The organism is Sphaerisporangium cinnabarinum, from assembly GCF_055567015.1.
This window is the reverse complement of the sequence record NZ_JBVHRG010000010.1, coordinates 11,282-27,979: the sequence shown is the minus strand read 5'-3', so window position 1 is coordinate 27,979 and position 16,698 is coordinate 11,282. Positions and strand designations below refer to the sequence as shown.

Annotated in this window: 12 protein-coding genes; all 12 read right to left on the bottom strand. The window is 74.5% G+C overall.

The genetic code is table 11. The features are described from left to right. Nucleotides 1-4 precede the first annotated feature (4 nt). Nucleotides 5-1,186, bottom strand: a complete 1,182-nt coding sequence (gene ftsY, locus ACZ4MO_RS14600) for a signal recognition particle-docking protein FtsY (protein ID WP_175009612.1) — start codon at nucleotides 1,184-1,186, stop codon at nucleotides 5-7. A gap of 29 nt (nucleotides 1,187-1,215) precedes the next feature. Then, nucleotides 1,216-1,599 (bottom strand): hypothetical protein, encoded by a 384-nt coding sequence (locus ACZ4MO_RS14595; RefSeq protein ID WP_074809973.1) that lies wholly within the window; start codon nucleotides 1,597-1,599, stop codon nucleotides 1,216-1,218. A gap of 151 nt (nucleotides 1,600-1,750) precedes the next feature. Then, a complete protein-coding gene (gene smc / locus ACZ4MO_RS14590) occupies nucleotides 1,751-5,305 on the bottom strand; it encodes a chromosome segregation protein SMC (RefSeq protein WP_175009613.1) in 3,555 nt (1,184 codons plus the stop codon). A gap of 135 nt (nucleotides 5,306-5,440) precedes the next feature. Next, the gene (gene ndk / locus ACZ4MO_RS14585; RefSeq protein ID WP_499279193.1) at nucleotides 5,441-5,860 is read right to left on the bottom strand and encodes a nucleoside-diphosphate kinase; all 420 of its coding nucleotides are present in this window, start codon (nucleotides 5,858-5,860) and stop codon (nucleotides 5,441-5,443) included. 110 nt (nucleotides 5,861-5,970) lie between these two features. Next, nucleotides 5,971-6,465 (bottom strand): DUF4233 domain-containing protein, encoded by a 495-nt coding sequence (locus ACZ4MO_RS14580; protein ID WP_342779604.1) that lies wholly within the window; start codon nucleotides 6,463-6,465, stop codon nucleotides 5,971-5,973. A gap of 4 nt (nucleotides 6,466-6,469) precedes the next feature. Beyond that, nucleotides 6,470-8,188 (bottom strand): DHA2 family efflux MFS transporter permease subunit, encoded by a 1,719-nt coding sequence (locus ACZ4MO_RS14575; RefSeq protein ID WP_175009614.1) that lies wholly within the window; start codon nucleotides 8,186-8,188, stop codon nucleotides 6,470-6,472. Nucleotides 8,189-8,322: 134 nt separating this feature from the next. Beyond that, complete coding sequence (locus ACZ4MO_RS14570) at nucleotides 8,323-9,021, bottom strand: TetR family transcriptional regulator (protein WP_175009615.1); 699 nt, start codon at nucleotides 9,019-9,021, stop codon at nucleotides 8,323-8,325. A 65-nt stretch (nucleotides 9,022-9,086) separates the two neighbouring features. Further along, nucleotides 9,087-9,824, bottom strand: a complete 738-nt coding sequence (gene dhaM / locus ACZ4MO_RS14565) for a dihydroxyacetone kinase phosphoryl donor subunit DhaM (protein WP_175009616.1) — start codon at nucleotides 9,822-9,824, stop codon at nucleotides 9,087-9,089. Next, nucleotides 9,821-10,465, bottom strand: coding sequence for a dihydroxyacetone kinase subunit DhaL (dhaL, locus tag ACZ4MO_RS14560; RefSeq protein ID WP_175009617.1), 645 nt, complete (start codon nucleotides 10,463-10,465; stop codon nucleotides 9,821-9,823). Before dhaL ends, dhaM begins: the two co-directional genes overlap by 4 nt. 69 nt (nucleotides 10,466-10,534) lie before the next feature. After that, nucleotides 10,535-11,530 (bottom strand): dihydroxyacetone kinase subunit DhaK, encoded by a 996-nt coding sequence (gene dhaK, locus ACZ4MO_RS14555; RefSeq protein WP_175009618.1) that lies wholly within the window; start codon nucleotides 11,528-11,530, stop codon nucleotides 10,535-10,537. A 144-nt stretch (nucleotides 11,531-11,674) separates the two neighbouring features. Beyond that, nucleotides 11,675-12,979, bottom strand: a complete 1,305-nt coding sequence (locus ACZ4MO_RS14550) for a bifunctional folylpolyglutamate synthase/dihydrofolate synthase (RefSeq protein ID WP_499279192.1) — start codon at nucleotides 12,977-12,979, stop codon at nucleotides 11,675-11,677. Between the two features lie 113 nt (nucleotides 12,980-13,092). Further along, complete coding sequence (ileS, locus tag ACZ4MO_RS14545) at nucleotides 13,093-16,650, bottom strand: isoleucine--tRNA ligase (protein WP_499279134.1); 3,558 nt, start codon at nucleotides 16,648-16,650, stop codon at nucleotides 13,093-13,095. Nucleotides 16,651-16,698: the final 48 nt, after the last annotated feature.

Genomic DNA, 16,698 nt, shown 5'->3' with positions numbered 1-16,698 from the left:
TGCCTCAGGCCCCGAGGAGACCGTCGACGAACTGCTCCGGGTCGAACGGGGCGAGGTCGTCGGGCCCCTCCCCCAGGCCGACGAGCTTGACGGGCACGCCCAGCTCGCGCTGGACCGCGACGACGATGCCGCCGCGCGCCGTGCCGTCGAGCTTCGTCAGCACGATGCCCGTGACGCCCGCGACCTCGCCGAAGACGCGCGCCTGGTTGAGGCCGTTCTGGCCCGTCGTCGCGTCGAGCACGAGGAGCACCTCCGACAGCGGGGCCTCCTTGGTGATGACGCGCCGGATCTTGCCCAGCTCGTCCATGAGGCCCTGCTTGTTCTGCAGGCGCCCGGCGGTGTCGACGAGCACGACGTCCGCACCCTCGGTGCGGCCGCGGCGCACGGCGTCGAACGCGACCGCCGCCGGGTCGGCGCCGTCGCGGTCGGACCGGACGGTCGGGACCCCGACGCGCGAGCCCCACGTCTCGAGCTGGTCGGCGGCCGCGGCGCGGAAGGTGTCCGCCGCGCCCAGCACCACGCTGCGGTCCTCGGCGACGAGCACGCGCGCGAGCTTGCCGACGGTCGTCGTCTTGCCGGTGCCGTTCACGCCGACGACGAGCACCACGGCCGGCACCGTCGACCCGTCCTCGGCGGTGCGCGGGGAGGTCGCGAGCGAGCGGTCGAGCGTCGGGTCGACGAGCGCCACGAGCTCGGTGCGCAGGAGGTCGCGCACGCTCGCGGCGTCGCGCACCCCGAGGACGCGGACCTTGGTGCGCAGCGCGTCGATGAGCTCGCCGGCCGGCCCGGCGCCGACGTCCGCGAGGAGGAGCGTCTCCTCGAGCTCGTCCCAGTCGTCCTCGGTGAGGTGGTCCCGGGAGAGGACGGAGAGCAGGCGCGCCCCGAGCGGCGAGCCGGAGCGCGCGAGGCGCTCGCGCAGGCGGACGAGCCGGCCGCCGACGGGCTCCGGGCGCTCGAGCGCGGGCGGGGCGGCGACATCTGGCTCCGGCGGCGCCGCGGTGGTCGCCGTGCCGGGCGGTGCCTCGACGGCGTCGGGCGCCGTCGCGGGAGGCGCGGCGGGGGCCGTGGGCGGGGGCTCGACGAGGTCGCGGCGACCGCGGCGACGGACCGACACGGTCCCGGCGGTGACGAGGCCGACGACCAGGAGGACGCCGAGGACGATCCAGAGCGGGAGGAGGTCGTTCACCCCGGAAGTCTCTCAGACCGGCGCGGTGCTCACGCCTCGGGAGGACGCTCCCCCGGGTGCAGCGGGCGCACGCGCTCGCGCGCGCGGTGCAGGACGTCGGTGAGCTCCTCGGCGTCGACGTACGCGTTGGACGTCACCTGCGTGGCGGTGAAGAAGTCGTCGATGCTCGTGTCCACGGGCCGCGGCATGCGCACGGTCGCGACGTGCTGGCCCGGGTTGTCGCCGCGACGACGGCGTCGTCTCAGCCCCGAGCGGAAGTCGCGCCAGAACGCGCGCATCCCCTGCTCGCCGTCCCGTCGGTCACCCGTCGCACCGGTCGACTGCGCCTCGGCGCGCGCGACGACGCTCGCGAACAGGAACACGACCGCGGCGACGCCGAGCGTGAGTCCCAGCCACACGAACATCCAGACCATGTCTTCCAGTATCCGGGCGCCGCAACCTGCCGCGACCGCAGCCACGCCGGGCCTCGGCGATCAGCACCACATCTTCACAAGGCCCGGAATTGCAACGATCCTGGAGGTTCCGCCCAGGTCCGGACGAGGCGGACGGACCGCCCTGCGACGGTCAGGCGAGGACCCCCTCGCGGGCCTCCGACATGCGCTGGCTGATGACCGTCGTGACGCCGTCGCCGCGCATCGTCACCCCGTAGAGCGCGTCGGCGATCTCCATGGTGCGCTTCTGGTGCGTGATGACGATGAGCTGCGAGTCCTCCTGGAGCTCGCGGAAGATCTCGAGCAGACGGCCGAGGTTCACGTCGTCCAGGGCCGCCTCGACCTCGTCCATGACGTAGAAGGGCGAGGGCCGCGCCTTGAAGATCGCGACGAGGAGCGCGACGGCCGTGAGCGAGCGCTCGCCACCGGACAGCAGCGACAGGCGCTTGACCTTCTTCCCCGCGGGGCGGGCCTCGACCTCGATGCCGGTGGTCAGCATGTCGTCGGGGTCGGTGAGCACCAGGCGGCCCTCGCCACCCGGGAACATGCGCGCGAACACGCGCTCGAACTGCTCGGCGGTGTCGCGGTACGCGTCCGAGAACACCCGCTCGACGCGCTCGTCGATCTCCTTGACGATCTCCAGCAGGTCGGCGCGCGACTTCTTGAGGTCGGCCAGCTGGTCGGCGAGGAACTTGTGCCGCTCCTCCAGCGCGGCGAACTCCTCCAGCGCGAGCGGGTTCACCTTGCCGAGCCGACCGAGGTCGCGCTCCGCGGCGCGCAGCCGCTTCTCCTGCTGGGCGCGGTCGTACGGGATCGTGCGCGGCTCGTCGTCGTCGGAGGGGACGGGGACCTCGCGGTGCGGGCCGAGCTCCTCGACCAGGACGGCCGGGTCGATCCCGAGCTCGTCGACGCTGCGCGCCTGGAGCTGCTCGATGCGCAGCTGCTGCTGCGCGCGCGCCACCTCGTCGCGGTGCGCGACGTCGGTCAGCTCGCGCAGGCGCGACGCCAGGTCGTCGACCTCGCGACGCGCAGCCGTCACCGCGGTGTCGCGCTCGGCCCGCGCCGCCTCGGCGGCGTCCCGCTCCGCGGCCGCCCGGGCCAGCGACCGGTCGATCGCGGCGAGGGCGAGCGTCGCGCCGTCGCGCACGGCGGACGCGCGCCCTGCCTGCCGCACCCGCGCGGCCTCACGCCGGGCGGCCCGCTCGCGCGCGTCGCGCTCCGCGGCGGCCGCCCGCGCGAGCGACTGCGCCCGACCGGCCACCGCGCGCGAGCGCTCCTCGCTCGTGCGCAGGGCGAGCCGCGCCTCGGTCTCGGCCGTGCGCGCGGCCGAGGCGCGCGCGAGAAGACGGTCACGTTCGGCGCTCGCCTCCGCCACCGCGTCCTCGGACTGCTCCGGCGCCGCCTCCGCGACCTCGAGCCGCTCGACGAGCCCCGCGAGCGTCTCGCGCGTCTCGTCGAGACCCTGGGACGCCCGCTCCAGCGACGCACGCACGCGCTCCGCCTCCGCGGCGGCCGAGCGCGCCGTCGCCCCCAGGTGCCCGAGCTGCTCGGCGACCGCGGCGAGCTGCGCGTCGGACTCGTTGAGCCGGTCGAGCGTGTCCTCGTACCGCGCGCGCGCCTCCTGCGCCGCCTCGCGCGCGCCCACGAGGGCGAACCGGGCGCGCTCGGCGCGGGCCGTCGCGTCGGCGTGCGCGGTGCGCGCCTCGTCGAGCGCCGACTGCAGGTGCAGCACGCTCGGCGCCGACGCCGACCCGCCCCATGCGCGCGTCGTCGCGAGGAGGTCCCCGCCCCGCGTCACGACGGCGACGTCCGGGTGTCGCGCCACGAGCGCGCGGGCCTGGCCCAGGTCGTCCACGACGGCCACGCCCGCGAGCAGCGACCGCACCGCCTCGCCGACTCCCCCGGCGGCGGTGACGACGTCGACGGCCCAGCGCGCGCCGTCGGGCAGGTCGACGGCGGCGGGGTCGGGCCCGGTCTCCCCGGTCGCCACGACGAGGCCCGCGCGCCCGGCGTCCTCGGTGCGCAGGTACCGCAGCGCGTCGACCGCGGCGTCGACCGACTCGACCGCGACGGCGTCCGCGGCCGGGCCCAGGGCCGCGGCGACCGCGTCCTCGTAGCCCGCCTCGACGCCGAGCAGGGCGGCGAGCGACCCCACGACGCCGACGCCGTCCGCCGCGAGGAGCGCCCCCGCGCCGTCCTTGCGGTCGAGGCTCAGCTCGAGCGCCTCGATGCGCGCGCTCCACGTCGCGCGCTCCTGGTCCGCGGCGGACGCGTCCGCCTCCAGGCCCCTCACGGCGGCGGTCGTGCGCTCGACCGCGTCCGCCGCCGCCTCGTGCTCGGCGTCCAGGCCCTCCTCGCCCTCCTCGGCGCCGACCACCTGGGTCTCGAGCACCGCGAACTCGGTGCGCGCCTGGGTGCCCCGGTGCTCGGCCTCCGCGAGCGACTCGCGCAGCCGCCCGATCTCGGCCTCCGCGGCCTCGACGCGCGTGCGCTGCGCCGCGACCTGCCCCGCGAGCCGCGCGAGCCCCTCGCGGCGGTCCGCGGCACCGCGCAGCAGCGTCGCGACCGCCCGCTCGGCCTCGCCCGCGGCCTGCTCGGCGTCCTCCCGGTCGGTGACCGCGGCGGCGAGCGCGTCCCGCGCGCGGGCGACCTCCGCCTCGAGCTCCGCCTCGGTCGCGCGCACGCGCTCCGCCTGCGCCTCGAGCTCGTCCGGGTCCTGCCCGCGGGGCGCCGCCTCGGGGCGCCCGAGGAGGCGGACGCGCTCCTCGGCGAGCGTCCGCGTGCCGCGCAGCCGCTCACGCAGCGACGACAGCCGGAACCAGACGTCGGTCACGGCCCCGAGCGCGGGCGCGGCCTCCGCGGCCTCGCGCTCGAGCCGCCCGAGCGTGTCGCGCGCCGTCGCGAGCGCGCGCTCGACCTCCGCCTGCTGCGCACGCAGGGCCGCCTCGTCGGCGATCTCCTGCTCGAGCGTCGCGGTGAGCTGGGCGAGGTCGTCGGCGAGCAGGCGGGCCCGCGCGTCGCGCAGGTCGGCCTGGATCGTGGCCGCCTTGCGCGCGATCTCCGCCTGCCGTCCCAGCGGGCCGAGCTGGCGTCGGATCTCCGTCGTGAGGTCCGCGAGCCGCGTGAGGTTGGCCTGCATCGCGTCGAGCTTGCGGAGCGCCTTCTCCTTGCGCTTGCGGTGCTTGAGGACGCCCGCGGCCTCCTCGACGAAGCCGCGGCGGTCCTCGGGCGTCGCGCGCAGGACGGCGTCGAGCTGCCCCTGCCCGACGATCACGTGCATCTCGCGGCCGAGGCCCGAGTCGGAGAGGAGGTCCTGGATGTCGAGCAGGCGGCACGCGCTCCCGTTGATCGCGTACTCGGACCCGCCGCTGCGGAACAGCGTGCGGGAGATCGTCACCTCGGTGTAGTCGATCGGCAGGGCGCCGTCGGTGTTGTCGATCGTCAGGGACACCTCGGCGCGCCCGAGCGGGGGCCGGCCCGACGTCCCGGCGAAGATGACGTCCTCCATCTTGCCGCCGCGCAGGGTCTTGGCGCCCTGCTCCCCCATCACCCACGCGAGCGCGTCGACGACGTTCGACTTGCCCGAGCCGTTCGGCCCGACGACGCACGTCACGCCGGGCTCGAAGCTCAGCGTCGTCGCGGACGCGAACGACTTGAAGCCGCGCAGCGTCAGGGTCTTGAGGTGCACGGACCCGAGCCTAGTGCGGCGCTCCCACGATCCTGCGGACGTCCGGGACCGGTCGTGGCGGACCGCGGTCACCGCTGCGGGGACGCGAACGCCCCGCCCCGGAGCACCGGGACGGGGCGGGAGCGGGCGTGCGGGTCAGCCGAGCTCGGGGAACCAGAGCGCGATCTCGCGCGCGGCGGACTCGGGCGAGTCCGACCCGTGCACGAGGTTCTGCTGGACCTTGAGGCCCCAGTCGCGGCCGAGGTCGCCGCGGATCGTGCCGGGCAGCGCCTCGGTCGGGTTGGTCGCGCCGGCGAGCGAGCGGAAGCCGGGGATGACGCCCTGGCCCTCGGCCACGACCGCGAGGACCTTGCCCGAGAGCATGAAGTCGACGAGCGGCTGGAAGAACGGCTTGCCCTCGTGCTCGGCGTAGTGGGCGGCGAGCAGCTCGGGCGTCGCGTCGAGCAGGCGCACGGCGGTGAGCGTGTAGCCCTTGGCCTCGACGCGCCGGAGGATCTCGCCGGACAGGCCGCGGCGGACGCCGTCGGGCTTGACGAGGATGAGGGTGCGCTCGATGGTCTCGGTCAGTGCGGGTGCGACGTCGGTCATGGTCGCCGAGCCTACCGGCCGCCGGGACGTGGGCCGCGCGCGGCGGGCGGCCGCCCGCCGCGTGCGCGCCGTGCGGGTCAGCCGGCGTTGGGCGCGGTCTCGGGGTGCTCGGCGTCGTAGGCCGCGCGCTCGCGGTCGATGCGCCCGCCGAGGCGGATCGAGACGATCCACAGGACGACGAAGAGGCCGCCCACGAGGAACATCATCGGCACGACCAGCCCGAGCGCGAGCACGGGCACCTGGACCACGGACCCGGCGACGTACCCGCCGGGGGTCCCCACCGTGCGCGACAGCACGACGAGCACGACGGCGAGCACCCCGCCCACGACCCAGATCGACGACGCGGAGGGCAGCTCGAGCGGGCCGCGCGAGTACGGGACGTCGCGCAGGCCGTAGGCCACGAGCGTCGCGAACACGACGAGGAACGCCTCCAGCAGGAGCGTGGTCGACGCGAACTGGACCTTCGCGGGCTTCTTGGGCTTGATGCGGTCGCCCGGGGACGGGCGCACCGGGCCCGCCGCGCGGCCGTGGCGGGACGGCTGCGCGGCGGGCTGCGACGGCGAGGTGCTCACCCGGTCAGGATACCGGCGCGTCGTCGCGCTCCCGGCTGCCGGGGCGCTCGTCGTCCGGTCCCCCACCGCCCGCGGGCACGACGACCGCGGCGCCCTCGGCGTCGCCCGTCGCGGGGGCGTCCTCACGCAGGTCGCCGTGGTCGGCGACGGCCTCGCCGCGCGCGACCATCCCGGCGACGTCGGAGAGCTTGACCTCGCGCAGGAACAGCGCGAGCACGAACCCGACGAGGACGAGCGGGACCAGGTACCAGAACGCGGGGGCGAGCGCGTCGGTGAACGCGTCGACGACGCCCGTGTGGATCGGCTCGGGGAGCTGCTGGACCATCTCGGGCGTGAGCGACGAACCCTCGGCGCCGGCCGGGGCACCCCCCGGCACGCCCCCGAAGACCCCCTCGAGGTTGTCGGCGAGCCGCGACGTGAAGATGGTGCTGAACAGCGCCGTCCCGACGGCCGCGCCGATCTCGCGGAAGAAGTTGTTCGCGCTCGTGGCGGTCCCGATCTCGTGCGGGTCGACCGAGTTCTGCACGGCGAGCACGATCGTCTGCATGACGAGGCCCATGCCGGCGCCCATGACGAAGATCATCGCGCCGAAGAGCCACATCGACATGTCGCCCGTGATCCGCGTGAGCCAGACCATCCCGGCCGCGGTGATCGCGAGACCGACCACGGGGTAGATCTTGTACCGCCCGGTCTTCGTGATCGCGACACCGGACCCGATCGCCGTGATCATGACGCCGACCATCATCGGGAGCATGAGGAACCCGGACTCGGTGACCCCCGCGCCCGTGGACATCTGGAGGAACGTCGGCAGGAACGCGAGCGCCGAGAACATGCCCATGCCGAGCACGAGGCCGATGAGCGTCGCGATGGTGAAGGTCCGGTTCTTGAACAGGTGCAGCGGGAGCAGCGGCTCCTCGGCGCGGTTCTCGACGAGGACGAACGCGGCGACCGACACCACGACGGCCGCGACGAGGCCGAGCAGCCACGGGTCGGACCAGTCGTAGCCCGACGACGTCGTGAGCGACTCCCAGCTCGTCACCAGGACGATGCCGGACGTCGCGACGACGAGGAAGAAGATGCCCGCGACGTCGATCTTGCGGCCCGCGCGGTGCGACGGGAGCTTGAGCGCGACCCAGGCCACCACGAACGCGGCGACGCCGATGGGGACGTTGATCCAGAAGGCCCAGCGCCAGCCCGGGCCCTCGGTGAACCAGCCGCCCAGGAGCGGGCCGATGACCGCGGCGATGCCGAAGAGCGCGCCCATGGGGCCCATGTACTTGCCGCGGTCCTTGGCGGGCACGATGTCGGCGATGATCGCCTGCGACAGGATCATCAGGCCGCCGCCGCCGAGGCCCTGCACACCGCGCCAGGCGACGAGCTCCGGGAACGACTGCGCGAACCCGGCACCGGCCGACGCGACCGTGAAGAGGCCGATCGCGACGAGGAACGGCCAGCGGCGGCCCCAGAGGTCGCCGAACTTGCCGTAGAGCGGCATGACGATGGCGATCGCCAGGATGTAGGCGGTGATGACCCAGCCCTGGTGCTCGACGCCGTGGAGCTCGCCGACGATCGTCGGCATCGCCGTGCCGACGATGGACTGGTCGAGCGAGGACAGGAACATCGACGCCATGAGCGCGCCGAAGATCACCCACACGGTGCGCGGGGTGAGCACGACGAGCGGCTTGCCGCCGTCGACGGGTGGTGCTGCGGTGGAGGAGGCCATGAGGATCCGGTTCGGTCGGGACGGACGGGCGCACGCCGACGGGCGCGGCCCGTCGTCGGGTGGGGGCTGGTGAGGTGCGGGAGGTCGGGTGGGAGACCCGAGCGGTGGTGTCCCCGGGCGGGGCGAGGAGGCGGTCAGGTGCCCGCGGGATCGGGGGCGCGCGTGTCGTGGAGCAGCGCGCGGAGCTGGTCGACGACGCCGGCCAGGTGGTCCACCGGCTCGTCCTCGCAGCCCTGCTGCTGCCACTCGACCGTGCTCGCCCGCAGGAGGCTCATGACGACGAGCGCCAGGAGCTCGGGGTCGGGGACGAACGGGCGGACCGCGCGTCGTGCGACGAACATCTCGACGAGCTCGGCGCGGTGGCCCTCGACCCACGCGACGTGGCGGGCGACGAGGTGCGGCTCGCGCTGCACGAGCTCGAGCGTGCGCGCCATGCGCTGCGGGGTGACGACCTCGTGCGCGAGCACGTCGGCCACGACGACCTCGAGGTCGTCGAGGAGCGCGCCCGTCGGACCGCCCGCGACGAAGGCCGCGACGACCTCCGGGCGGACCGAGAAGTCCTCGAGGCCGAGCACGGCGTCGTCCTTGGCGGGGAAGTAGTTGAAGAACGTGCGCGGCGAGACGCCGACGGCCGCGCAGATGTCCTCGACCGTCACGGCGTCGAGGCCGCGCTCGAGGACGAGGGTCTGCGCGGCGTCGACGAGAGCCTCGCGGCGCGCGCGCTTCTTGCGCTCCCGGAGCCCGCCGGACGACGGCGCGAGGCACGCCGCGGCCCGCTCGGCCACCGAGGGGCGAGCGGGCACGTCAGGCGGGGTCGTCGGCACGAGGACCATTCTTGCATCCTCTGCAATTTTGCATCAACTGCAACATCGGGTGACGGAGGTCACACCGCACCGGGTCAGACCTCGCCGAACCCGCCCTCCACGGCCTCGACGACCGCGCGCACGGCGTCCGCGGCCTGCGGCCCCTCCCCCGTGACCGTCAGCTCCTGCCCCCCGGTCGCGCCGAGCTTCATGAGCTCGAGGACGCTCGCCCCGTTGACGCCGTCGATCGCGACGCTCGCGTCGAACCCCGCGACCAGGCGGGCGAGCACGGCGGCGGGCCGGGCGTGCAGGCCGAGCGGGTTGCGCAGCGTCACGACGGCGCGGGCCTCCCCCGCCGGTACGGTGCCGTCCGCCGCGGGCTCCTCCCCGGCCTCCGGCGCGGCGGCGGGGACGGCGAACGTGCCGCCCGCGTGCTCCGCGGACGCGAGGACCTCCGCGACGTCGCCGCCGCCGTGCGCGGTGACGGCCGCCGCGACGGCACCCTCGACGAACGGCGCGTCCGCGAGCAGCACCCGGCCGTCGAAGCCGTCCTCCAGGTCCAGCACGGACTCGACCGTCATCACGGCCGACCCCAGGTCCGCGAGCACGACGACGCCGTCCGCGACGCGCAGCGCCTCCTCGATCGCCCCGGAGACGCAGTCGTAGCTCGTGCCGAGACCGCCGTCGTCCGTCCCGCCCGCCGCGAGCAGCAGGACCCCGGGGGCCATCTGCGCGGACAGCTCGACGGCCCCCTGCGCGAGGCGCTGCGAGTGCGAGACGAGGACGAGCGCGACCCGGGCCCGGGTGCCGACCGGTCCGGCCACGCCGCTCACGCCGCCGCCGCGTCGCGCGCGGCCTCGAGCAGGATCGCGGTCGACGTCGCGCCCGGGTCCTGGTGGCCCGCGCTGCGCTCGCCGAGATAGCTCGCCCGGCCCTTCGTCGCGACGAGCGGCGCGGTCGCCTCGGCGCCCTCGCGCGCGGCCCGGGCAGCGGCGGCGAGGACGTCGGCCGTCGAGCCGCCGGCGTCGGCCGCGGCCTCCGCCGCGTCGACCGCGGGCTGCCAGGCGTCGACCATCGTCTTCTCGCCGACCTGCGCCTTGCCGCGCGCGGAGATGCCCTCGAGCGCCCCCTCGAGCAGCGCGACGACGCCGTGCGCGTCGAGCTCCGCGAGGCCGGTCACCTTCGCGGCGCGCAGGTACGCGGTCCCGTAGAGCGGACCCGAGGCGCCGCCGACCGACGACATGAGCGTCGTGGCCACGAGCTTGAGCACGTCGCCGATCTGGCCGGGCGGCTGCTCCGCGGCGGCCGCCCCGTCGAGCTTGGCGACCACCGCGCGAAAGCCCCGGTCGAGGTTCTCGCCGTGGTCGCCGTCACCGATCTGGCGGTCCAGCTCCGTCAGCTCGTCCCGTGCCGCCGCGATCCGCTCCGCGCTCAGCCGGGTCCATCGCTCGGCCCAGGCCACGTCCAGCGTCATGCCCCACCTCTCCTCGCCGTCGAGCCGGCGGTGCGCCGGCTCCCGGAGACTGCACGAAAGGGCACCCGCTCACCAGCGCAGCGCAGCCGTGTGGACGGGAGCGTCCCACAGGGCGGTGAGCTCGTCGTCCAGGCGCAGCACGGTGACCGACGCACCCTGCATCTCCAGCGACGTGACGTAGTTGCCGACGAGCGAGCGCGTCACGCGTACGCCGCGCCCTTCGAGCAGCCTCCTCGCCTGACGATAGACGACGTACAGCTCGGACAGCGGGGTACCGCCCATTCCGTTAACGAACAGCAACACGTCCTCGCCGTGGGCGAGGCCCAGGTCGTCCGCCACGGGGTCGACCAGCCGCTGCGTGATCTCGTCCGCCGACGCGAGCGGGATCCGGTGCCGCCCGGGCTCGCCGTGGATCCCGATGCCGATCTCCACCTCGTCGTCGGCGAGGTCGAAGCTCGGCCGGCCCACGTGCGGCACCGTGCACGCGGTGAGCGCGACGCCCATCGAGCGCACGTTCGCCACGACGCGCCCCGCGATCTCCGTCACGGTGCCGAGGTCGTCGCCGCGCTCGGCCGCCGCGCCCGCGATCTTCTCGACCGCGACCGTCCCGGCGACGCCGCGCCGTCCCGCGGTGTAGAGCGAGTCCTCGACCGCGACGTCGTCGTTGACGAGGATGCTCGTGACCTGCGTGCCCTCCGCCTCGACGAGCTCGACCGCAGTCTCGAAGTTCAGCACGTCGCCCGTGTAGTTCTTGACGATCGCGAGCACGCCGGCGCCCGAGTCGGCCCCGAGGATCGCCGGCACGATCTGGTCGGGCGTCGGCGAGGTGAACACCGCGCCCGGGACCGCGGCGTCGAGCATGCCCGGGCCGACGAAGCCCGCGTGCAGCGGCTCGTGGCCCGAGCCGCCGCCCGAGACCAGCCCGACCTTGCCGGCCACCGCGCCGCCGGCGCGCGACACGTACGGGGGCGCGAGGTGCACCTGCACGAGGTCGGCGTGCGCCTGGCCGAAGCCCTCGAGGGACTCCGTCACCGCGTCCTGGGGATCGTTGAGCAGCTTCTTCACCGGTCATCCCTCCATCGGTCCGTGCGCCCGGTGCTCCGGGCGCCCACAGCCCCCGCGACGTCGGCTGGCCGCGCCCGGCGCGCCCGCCGCCGTCGTCGCCTCCATCAAACACCCGGCCGCCGCGCGCCGCGCGGCGGCCGGGCGTCAGCCGCGACCGAGCAGGACGCGCGCGTCGGCCACCGTCACGACCGAGCCCGTGACCAGGACGCCCGTGCCCGTGCCGACGCCCACGGCGTCGTCGCGCTCGACGAGGTCGACCGCCACCTGGAGCGCCTCGTCGAGGCGCTCGGTGCTGTGCACGCGGTCCTCGCCGAAGACGTCGGCGGCGAGCTCGGCGAGCTCCGTCGGGTCGGCCGAGCGCTCCGAGCTGTTGCGCGTCACGACGATCTCCGCGAGCACCGGCTCGAGCGCCGCGAGGAGCGGCTCGGCGTCCTTGTCGGCCATGATCGCGACGACGCCGACGAGGTGGCGCAGGTCGAACGCCTCGCCGAGCGCCGTCGCGAGCGCCTCGGCCCCCGCGGCGTTGTGCGCCGCGTCGACGAGGACGGTCGGGCTGGACCGCACGACCTCGAGCCGGCCGGGCGACGTGACGTCCGCGAAGGCCGCCTCGACGAGCGGGCCGTCGAGCGCCCGGCCGCCGAGGAACGCCTCCACCGCGCCGAGCGCGAGCAGCGCGTTGTGCGCCTGGTGCTCGCCGTGCAGCGGGAGGAACACCTCGGTGTAGAGCGCCGCGGGCGTGCGCAGGTCGAGGAGCTGGCCGCCGACCGCGACCTGGCGCGCGGCCACGTCGAGGTCGACGCCCTCGCGCAGCAGGCGCGCGCCGACGCGCTCCGCCCGGGCGCGGAGCACCTCCTCGACCTCGGGGCGCTGCGCCGCCGAGACGACGGTCGCGCCCTCCTTGACGATGCCCGACTTGACCGTCGCGATCTCCTCGAGCGTGCTCCCGAGCCACCGCTCGTGGTCGAGCGCGACGGGCGTCACGACGGCGACCTCCGCGTCGACCACGTTGGTCGAGTCCCACTCGCCGCCCATGCCGACCTCGACGATCGCGACGTCGACGGGCGTGTCCGCGAACGCGGCGAACGCCACGGCCGTGAGGACCTCGAAGAAGCTGAGCTGCGACTGCCCGGTCTCCGCGAGCTCCGCGTCGACCACCTGCACGTACGGGTAGACGTCCTCCCACACCTCGACGAACCGGCGCGGCGAGAGCGGCTCGCCGTCGACGACGATCCGCTCGGTGACGCTCGTCAGGTGCGGGCTCGTGAACAGGCCGGTGCGCAGGCCGTGCTCGCGCACGAGGCGCTCCGCGACGCGCGCGGTGCTCGTCTTGCCGTTGGTCCCGGTGAGGTGGATCGTCCGGAACGCGTGCTGCGGGTCCCCCAGCAGCTCGAACAGACGCCGGACGCGGTCGATCGTCGGGTCGAAGTCGTGCTCGGGAGCACGCGACACGATGTGCTGGTAGACGCGTTCCAGGTCCGCCTGGGCGGCGGCGTCCTCCGCGGCCGCACGGGCGTCCTTCGTGCTCTGCCGGCGTGCGGCGCCGGGGTCCTTGCGCGCGGCGCTCACAGGTTCGCCTCCTCGACGGGGCCAGCGTCCGGGACGGTGCCGTCGGCCTTCTCGACGCGCACGGAGCGCACGTCGGTCGGCGACGTCTCGACGACGACCTCGACCGCGAGCGTCTCGCGCGCGACGAGGTCACGGTGCTCCTCGACCGCCGCGAGCCACTCGCCGGGCACGTCGAGCCAGAGCCGGATGCGGTCCGCGACGTCGAGCCCGGCGGCCTTGCGCGCGTCCTGCACGTCGCGGATGACGTCGCGCGCGTACCCCTCGGCGAGCAGCGCGTCGTCGAGCGCGAGGTCGAGGACGGCGAACCCGCCGCTCGCGAGCACCGCGGCGGCGACGCTCGGCGCCTCGCCCGCAGCGACGCCGCGGTCGGCGACCACCGTCGTCAGCTCGTACTCCGCCGGCAGGAGCGCGATGTCGCCGTCGTCCGTCGTCACGACGACCTCCCCGGCGTCGTCCACGCGCCACGCGCCGGCCTTCGCGGCCTTGATGACGGCCTGGACGCCGCGGCCCAGGCGCGGGCCCGCGGCGCGCGCGTTGACCGCGAGGCGCTGCGTGATGCCGAAGCGCTCCGCGGCGTCCGAGTCGGTCGACTCGAGCTCGACGGCCTTGACGTTGAGCTCGCGCGCCAGCAGGTCCGTGTAGGGCGCGAGCGCCTCCGGGTCGTCCACGACGACCGTGAGCCGCGCGAGCGGCTGGCGCACCCGGAGCTGGTGCGCCTTGCGCAGGCCGAGCGCGGCCGACGCGACGGCGCGCACCTCGTCCATCGCGGCGACGAGCGCCGGGTCGGCGACGAGGGACGCGTCCGGGACGTGCCGCACAGCCCCGGCGGACGAGCCGTCCTCGCCGACGAGCCGCTCCCCGACCTCCTCGGTGGACGCCGGCCAGTCGGTGAGGTGCACCGAGCGCCCGCCGGTCAGGCCGCGCCACACCTCCTCCGCGAGCAGCGGGGCGAGCGGCGCCATGACGCGCGTGAGCGTCTCGAGCGCCGTGTACAGCGTGTCGAACGCGTCCGCGTCCTCGGACCAGAACCGGTCGCGCTGGGTGCGCACGTACCAGTTCGTCAGGACGTCGAGGTGCTCGCGCACGGTCTCGCACGCGCCCGCGATGTCGTACGCGTCGAGCTGCCCGGTCACGCGCACCACGAGGTCGTGGGTGCGCGCGAGCAGGTAGCGGTCGAGCGCCGGGAGCCCGGCCACGCGCTCGGGCGCCACGCGCTGCGCGACGTACCCGCCGCCGTCGGGCACCGCGCCGCCGCTCCGGGCCTGCGCCTTCGACGTGTTGGCGTACAGCGTGAAGAAGTAGTACGTGCTCCACAGCGGCAGCAGCACCTGGCGCACCGCGTCGCGGATCCCGTCCTCGGTGACGACGAGGTTGCCGCCGCGCAGGATCGGCGAGCTCATGAGGAACCAGCGCATCGCGTCGGAGCCGTCGCGGTCGAAGACCTCGTTGACGTCCGGGTAGTTGCGCAGCGACTTGCTCATCTTGCGGCCGTCGGAGCCCAGCACGATGCCGTGCGAGACGGCCGAGCGGAACGCCGGGCGGTCGAACAGCGCGGTCGCGAGGACGTGCAGCGTGTAGAACCAGCCGCGCGTCTGGCCGATGTACTCGACGATGAAGTCGCCGGGGTTGTGGTGCTCGAACCAGTCGGTGTTCTCGAACGGGTAGTGCACCTGCGCGTAGGGCATCGACCCCGAGTCGAACCAGACGTCCATGACGTCCTCGACGCGGCGCATGGTCGAGCGGCCCGTCGGGTCGTCCGGGTTCGGCCGCGTGAGACGGTCGACGAACGGGCGGTGCAGGTCCGGCTCGCCCTTCTCGTTGCGCGGGAGCGTGCCGAAGTCGCGCTCGAGCTCGGCGAACGAGCCGTACACGTCGACGCGCGGGTGCTGCGGGTCGTCCGAGCGCCACACCGGCACCGGGCTGCCCCAGAACCGGTTGCGCGTGATCGACCAGTCGCGCGCGTTCTCCAGCCACTTGCCGAACTGGCCGTGCTGGATGTGCTCGGGCGTCCAGGAGATCTGCTCGTTGAGCTCGACCATGCGGTCCTTGAACTTCGACACCGCGACGAACCACGACGACACGCCCATGTAGATGAGCGGCTGCCGGCAGCGCCAGCAGTGCGGGTAGGAGTGCGCGTACGACTCGCGACGCAGCAGCACCGTGCCCGGGCTCGTGGCACCGAGGGCCATGTCCGGCGCCGCCTCCCCCTGCGCGGCCGCGGCGTCGTGCCGCGTCCGACCCTTGAGGTGGTCGATGATGAGCGCGTTCGCGTCGAAGACCTGGAGGCTCTCGTAGTCGACGACGGGGAACACGAACTTGCCGTCGGACGCGACCGGCAGCACCGGCTCGACGCCCTCGCGGTCCGAGACGACCTTGTCCTCCTCGCCGAACGCGCCGGCGTTGTGCACGAGCCCGGTGCCGTCCGTGGTCGTGACGAAGTCCGCCTCGACGACGCGGTGCGCGCCGGCGTGCCCGGCGAAGTAGGAGAACGGCGGCGTGTACGACCGCCCGACGAGGTCGGCACCCGTGAGCCGCTCCACGACCTGCGTCGTCACGTCCTCGACGCCCTCGTCGGCGAGCTCGCGCGCGTACGCGCCGAGGCGCTCCGCCGCGATGACGTAGCGCTCCTTCACGCCCGTGAACGACGACTCCACGACGACGTACTCGACGTCGGGCCCGACCATGACGAACAGGTTGGACGGCAGCGTCCAGGGCGTCGTGGTCCAGATGAGCGCGAGCTCGCCCGTCTCGAGCCGGAAGCCGACGGTCACCGCGGGGTCCTGGCGGACCTGGTACACGTCCTCGTCCATGCGCAGCTCGTGGTTGGACAACGGCGTCTGGTCGTTCCAGCAGTAGGGCAGCACGCGGAAGCCCTCGTAGACGAGGCCCTTGTCGTAGAGCTGCTTGAACGCCCACAGGACCGACTCCATGAACGTCGGGTCGAGCGTCTTGTAGTCGTGCTCGAAGTCGACCCAGCGCGCCTGGCGGGTCACGTAGTCCTGCCACTCGCTCGTGTACTTGAGCACCGACGCGCGGCACGCGTCGTTGAACCGCTCGATCCCCAGCTCGAGGATCTCCTCCTTGGTCTTGATCCCCAGCTGGTCCATCGCCTCGAGCTCGGCGGGCAGGCCGTGCGTGTCCCAGCCGAAGCGACGCTCGACGTGCTTGCCGCGCATCGACTGGTAGCGCGGCACGACGTCCTTCGCGTAGCCCGTGAGCAGGTGCCCGTAGTGGGGCAGGCCGTTGGCGAACGGCGGGCCGTCGTAGAAGACGAACTCGTTGCTGCCGTTCTCCCCGGCGGGGTTGCGCTCGACCGAGGCACGGAACGTGTCGTCCGCCTCCCAGTAGGCGAGGACCTCGCGCTCGATCGCGGGCAGGTCCGGGGAGGCGGGGACGCCGAACGCGGCTCCGGGGTGCGCGTCGGCGGCGGACGAGGGTGCGCGGTGCAGCGGATAGGCCATGGTCTCGAGGGCTCCGGTGAGGTAGCGGTCGGCGGGGTGTCCGCCGTGGTGGTACGGGTCGGTCGTGCTCTCCTGCGAGGACGACTCCCCCACCTGGGGCGGGCTCGCCGCGGTACCACCTCGCTTGCCGGCGCCGTGCCC

Excerpts from the sequence above, each read along its gene's own strand:
- ACZ4MO_RS14595 (WP_074809973.1), bottom strand. The coding sequence starts at position 1,599 with ATGGTCTGGATGTTCGTGTGGCTGGGACTCACGCTCGGCGTCGCCGCG.
- ACZ4MO_RS14575 (WP_175009614.1), bottom strand. The coding sequence starts at position 8,188 with ATGGCCTCCTCCACCGCAGCACCACCCGTCGACGGCGGCAAGCCGCTC.
- ACZ4MO_RS14570 (WP_175009615.1), bottom strand. The coding sequence starts at position 9,021 with ATGGTCCTCGTGCCGACGACCCCGCCTGACGTGCCCGCTCGCCCCTCG.
- dhaL (WP_175009617.1), bottom strand. The coding sequence starts at position 10,465 with ATGACGCTGGACGTGGCCTGGGCCGAGCGATGGACCCGGCTGAGCGCG.